Annotated in this window: 3 protein-coding genes; 2 read left to right on the forward strand and 1 reads right to left on the reverse strand. The window is 70.8% G+C overall.

What is annotated here, in order from left to right; all coding sequences use genetic code 11:
* Window positions 1–39: 39 nt before the first annotated feature.
* Complete coding sequence (locus tag ACWGI8_RS38470) at window positions 40–2,490, reverse strand: DNA gyrase/topoisomerase IV subunit A (protein WP_453668083.1); 2,451 nt, start codon at window positions 2,488–2,490, stop codon at window positions 40–42.
* Window positions 2,491–2,701: 211 nt separating this feature from the next.
* Between ACWGI8_RS38470 and ACWGI8_RS38475 the strand changes: the two genes are divergently transcribed.
* Together ACWGI8_RS38475 and ACWGI8_RS38480 are read left to right on the forward strand one after the other, a co-directional pair.
* Window positions 2,702–4,048 carry a M16 family metallopeptidase gene (locus ACWGI8_RS38475; protein ID WP_453668084.1) on the forward strand — a complete coding sequence of 449 codons (1,347 nt, stop codon included), beginning with the start codon at window positions 2,702–2,704 and terminating at the stop codon, window positions 4,046–4,048.
* 17 nt (window positions 4,049–4,065) lie between these two features.
* Window positions 4,066–5,434 (forward strand): M16 family metallopeptidase (locus ACWGI8_RS38480; protein ID WP_453668085.1); only part of this gene is annotated, 1,369 nt, incomplete at its 3' end.

Here is a 5,434-nt window from a genome sequence, read left to right on the forward strand (position 1 = left end):
CTCCCGGTGACCAGGAGCGGGGGCGGCCGGCGTGCAGGTCTACGACGCAGGGCCTGCCAGCGACTCGACCGGCTTCGTCAGCGGAGTGCCCGATCCGTCGCGGCGGGGATCGATCTCCGGAAGCTCCGACGGGCTGCCGTTCTTCTGCGCCGCGTGGGCGGGGGCCGCCCCCGCCCAGGCCAGCACCAGCAGGTCCTCGCCCTTGAGGAACCGCTGGCAGCGCACACCACCGGTAGCCCGGCCCTTGCGCGGGTACTGGTCGAAAGGCGTGAGCTTGGCCGACGTCACCGAGTCGTCCAGTGCCCCCGTCGAGCCCGCGGCCGTGAAGACCACGGCGTCCGCCGCCGGGTCGACCGCGGTGAACGAGATCACCTCGGCGCCCTCGGCCAGCTTGATGCCCGCCATACCGCCTGCCGGGCGGCCCTGCGGCCGGACCTGCGACGCCTGGAAGCGCAGCAGTTGGGCGTCCGAGGTGATGAAGACCAGGTCCTCCTCGCCCGTGCGCAGCTCGACGCCGCCCACGATCCGGTCACCCTCCTTGAGGCCGATGACCTCCAGCTCGTCCTTGTTGGCCGGATAGTCCGGCACGACCCGCTTGACCACACCCTGGAGCGTGCCCAGCGCCAGGCCGGGCGAGGCCTCGTCGAGGGTGGTCAGGCAGATCACCGTCTCGTCCGCCTCCAGGGACAGGAACTCGGAGAGCTGCGCCCCACCCGACAGGTTCGGCGCCGAAGCGGTGTCCGGAAGCTGGGGGAGATCGATCACCGAGAGCCGCAGCAGCCGGCCCGCCGAGGTCACCACGCCCACGTCACCGCGCGCCGTCGCGGGCACCGCGGAGACGATCACGTCGTGCTTGGCGCGCTTGCCGCCGTCGCCCGGCAGCGGCTCCCCGGTGACCGTACGGGCCAGCAGCCCCGTCGAGGAGAGCAGCACCCGGCATGGGTCGTCCGCCACCTCCAGCGGCACGGACGTCACCGCCGCACCCGCGGACTCCAGCAGCACCGTGCGCCGCTCGGTGCCGAACTTCTTGGCCACCGCGGCCAGTTCGGAGGAGACGAGCTTGCGCAGCTCCGCGTCCGACTCCAGGATCCGGGTCAGCTCCGCGATCTCCGCGTTGAGCCGGTCGCGCTCGCTCTCCAGCTCGATCCGGTCGAACTTGGTGAGCCGCCGAAGCGGCGTGTCCAGGATGTACTGCGTCTGGACCTCGCTGAGCGAGAAGTGCGCGATGAGCCGCTCCTTGGCCTGCGCCGAATTGTCGCTGGAGCGGATGAGACGGATGACCTCGTCGATGTCGAGCAGGGCGACGAGCAGGCCCTCGACCAGATGCAGCCGGTCGCTCTTCTTCCCGCGCCGGAACTCGCTGCGGCGCCGGACGACGTCGAAGCGGTGGTCGAGGTAGACCTCCAGCAGCTCCTTGAGGCCCAGCGTCAGCGGCTGGCCGTCGACCAGCGCCACATTGTTGATACCGAAGGACTCCTCCATCGGCGTCAGCTTGTAGAGCTGCTCCAGCACGGCCTCGGGGACGAAACCGTTCTTGATCTCGATGACCAGGCGCAGTCCGTGCGCACGGTCCGTGAGGTCCTTGACGTCCGCGATGCCCTGCAGCTTCTTCGAGCCGACCAGGTCCTTGATCTTCGCGATCACCTTCTCCGGGCCGACGGTGAAGGGCAGTTCGGTGACGACAAGGCCCTTGCGGCGCGCCGTCACGTCCTCCACGGTCGCCGTCGCGCGGATCTTGAAGGTGCCGCGGCCCGATTCGTACGCGTCCTTGATCCCGGACAGACCGACGATCCGGCCGCCGGTCGGCAGGTCCGGGCCCGGGACGTAACGCATCAGCGTCTCGAGATCCGCGCCCGGGTGCTTGATCAGATGGCGCGCGGCGGCGATGACCTCGCCCAGATTGTGCGGCGGCATGTTCGTCGCCATGCCGACCGCGATGCCGGAGGCGCCGTTGACCAGGAGATTCGGGTAGGCCGCGGGCAGCGCGACGGGCTCCCGCTCCTGCCCGTCGTAGTTCGGCGAGAAATCGACCGTGTCCTCGTCGATCGACTCGGTCATCAGACTCGTCGCGTCGGCCATCCGGCACTCCGTGTACCGCATGGCGGCCGGAGGGTCGTCGTTGCCCAGCGATCCGAAGTTGCCGTGGCCGTCGACCAGCGGCAGGCGCATGGAGAAGGGCTGGGCCATGCGCACCAGCGCGTCGTAGATCGACGCGTCACCGTGCGGGTGGAGCTTGCCCATGACCTCGCCGACGACACGGGCACACTTCACATAGCCCCGGTCGGGGCGCAGCCCCATCTCGTTCATCTGGTACACGATCCGGCGGTGCACCGGCTTCATGCCGTCCCGGGCGTCCGGCAGGGCACGGGAATAGATCACCGAGTACGCGTACTCGAGGAAGGAGCCCTGCATTTCGTCCACGACGTCGATGTCGAGGATCTTCTCCTCGAAGTCGTCGGGCGGCGGCGTCTTCGTGCTGCGGCGGGCCATCGCTGCTGCGGCTCCTTCACCAACATGATGTACGGGATCTGACGCGGACCATTGTGGACCGTCCCGCTGACAACGCCGACCGCGACCCGGAACAGAGGGCCGACCGCGACCCGGAACAGAGGGCGGAAGCACCGGGAACTTCGCCAGGTGTCAGCACGCTTGCATACAGTGGCAGGACATCCTGCAACGCGATCGAAGGGACGACATGCCCATGGGTCACACGGCCACAGCTGAGGCCGGCTCCGGCGGCCTGACAGCGACCGAGCACCGCCTGGCCAACGGCCTTCGCGTGGTGCTCTCCGAGGACCACCTGACCCCGGTCGCCGCGGTCTGCCTCTGGTACGACGTCGGCTCGCGCCACGAGGTCAAGGGGCGCACGGGTCTGGCTCACCTCTTCGAGCACCTGATGTTCCAGGGCTCCGCGCAGGTGCCGGGCAACGGCCACTTCGAGCTGGTGCAGGGAGCGGGCGGCTCGCTCAACGGCACCACCAGTTTCGAGCGCACCAACTACTTCGAGACCATGCCCGCCCACCAGCTGGAGCTCGCGCTCTGGCTGGAGGCCGACCGCATGGGCTCGCTGCTCGCCGCGCTGGACGACGAGTCCATGGAGAACCAGCGGGACGTCGTCAAGAACGAGCGCCGCCAGCGCTACGACAACGTTCCGTACGGCACGGCCTTCGAGAAGCTCACCGCGCTCGCCTACCCGGAGGGCCACCCGTACCACCACACCCCGATCGGCTCGATGGCCGACCTGGACGCGGCGACGCTGGAGGACGCGCGGAACTTCTTCCGTACGTACTACGCGCCGAACAACGCGGTGCTCTCGGTCGTCGGCGACATCGACCCGGCGCGGACCCTCGCCTGGATCGAGAAGTACTTCGGCTCCATCCCCCTGCACGACGGCAAGCAGCCGCCGCGCGACGGCACGCTGCCCGAGATCATCGGGGAGCAGCTGCGCGAGGAGATCCGCGAGGACGTCCCGGCCCGGGCCCTGATGGCCGCCTACCGGCTGCCCCACGACGGCACGCGCGCGTGCGACGCCGCCGACGTGGCGCTCACCGTGCTCGGCGGAGGCGAGTCGTCCCGGCTCCACAACCGTCTGGTGCGCCACGACCGGACGGCCGTCGCGGCCGGCTTCGGTCTGCTGCGCCTCGCGGGGGCGCCCTCGCTCGGCTGGCTGGACGTGAAGACGTCCGCCGGCGTCGAGGTGCCGGACATCGAGGCCGCTGTCGACGACGAGCTGGCCAGGTTCGCCGCCGAGGGCCCCACTGCCGAGGAGATGGAGCGCGCGCAGGCCCAGCTGGAGCGCGAGTGGCTGGACCGTCTCGGCACGGTCGCGGGCCGCGCCGACGAACTGTGCCGGTACGCCGTGCTCTTCGGCGACCCCCAGCTGGCGCTCAGCGCCGTCCAGCGCGTCCTCGACATCACCGCCGAGGAGGTGCAGGCGGTCGCCAAGGCCCAGCTGCGCCCGGACAACAGGGCGGTGCTCGTGTACGAGCCCGTCCAAGCAGCTGACGCCACCGAGGACAACGACGACGCAGAGGGAGCGGACCAGTGACCGACGCTGCCGTGACCATGGACTTCCATCCGCAGCCGCAGCCCGGCGAGGCCAAGCCGTGGACCTTCCCCGCTCCCGACCGCGGCACGCTCGACAACGGTCTGACCGTTCTGCGCTGCCACCGCCCCGGCCAGCAGGTCATCGCGGTCGAGATCTTCCTCGACGCCCCCCTGGACGCCGAGCCGGAGGGTCTGGACGGCGTCGCGACGATCATGGCGCGGGCGCTCTCGGAGGGCACCGACAAGCACACGGCGGAGGAGTTCGCCGCGGAGCTGGAGCGGTGCGGCGCCACGCTCGACTCGCACGCCGACCACCCGGGCGTCCGGGTCTCCCTCGAGGTGCCGGTCTCCCGGCTCCTCAAGGCCCTCGGCCTGCTCGCCGAGGCGCTGCGCGCACCGCTCTTCGCCGACAGCGAGGTCGAGCGGCTCGTACGCAACCGGCTGGACGAGATCCCGCACGAGACGGCGAACCCGAGCCGCCGCGCTGCCAAGGAGCTCTCGAAGGAGCTCTTCCCGGCCTCCTCCCGGATGTCGCGGCCCCGCCAGGGCATCGAGGAGACCGTCGAGCGGATCGACTCCGCCGCCGTCCGCGCCTTCTACGAGGCGCACGTCCGGCCCGCCGCGGCCACCGCCGTGATCGTCGGTGACCTCTCCGGTGTCGATCTGGACGCCGTGCTCGCGGACACGATCGGCGACTGGACCGGTGACGCGGCCGAGAGCCGTCCGGTGCCGCCGATCACCGCCGACGACACGGGCCGCGTCGTCATCGTCGACCGCCCCGGCGCCGTCCAGACGCAGCTGCTGATCGGCCGGATCGGTCCGGACCGTCACGACCAGGTCTGGGCGGCCCAGGTCCTCGGCACGTACTGCCTGGGCGGCACCCTCACCTCGCGCCTGGACCGCGTCCTGCGCGAGGAGAAGGGATACACGTACGGAGTGCGTGCCTTCGGCCAGGTGCTGCGCTCCGGGGCCCCCACGTCCCCGGGAGGGGCCACGGGCGCCGCGATGCTCGCCATCAGCGGCTCCGTCGACACCCCGCACACCGGCCCGGCGCTGGACGACCTCTGGAAGGTGCTGCGCACCCTCGCGGCGGAGGGACTGACGGACGCGGAGCGCGATGTCGCCGTACAGAACCTGGTGGGCGTCGCCCCGCTGAAGTACGAGACGGCGGGATCCGTCGCGGGCACGCTCGCCGACCAGGTCGAGCAGCACCTCCCGGACGACTTCCAGACGCAGTTGTACGCGCGCCTGGCCGAGACCGGCACGGTCGAGGCGACGGCCGCGGCCGTGAGCGCATTCCCGGTGGACCGGCTCGTCACGGTCCTCGTCGGGGACGCCGCCGAGATCGAGGAGCCCGTCAAGGCTCTCGGGATCGGTGAAGTGACCG

The sequence above is a fragment of the Streptomyces sp. NPDC054841 genome (assembly GCF_053611045.1).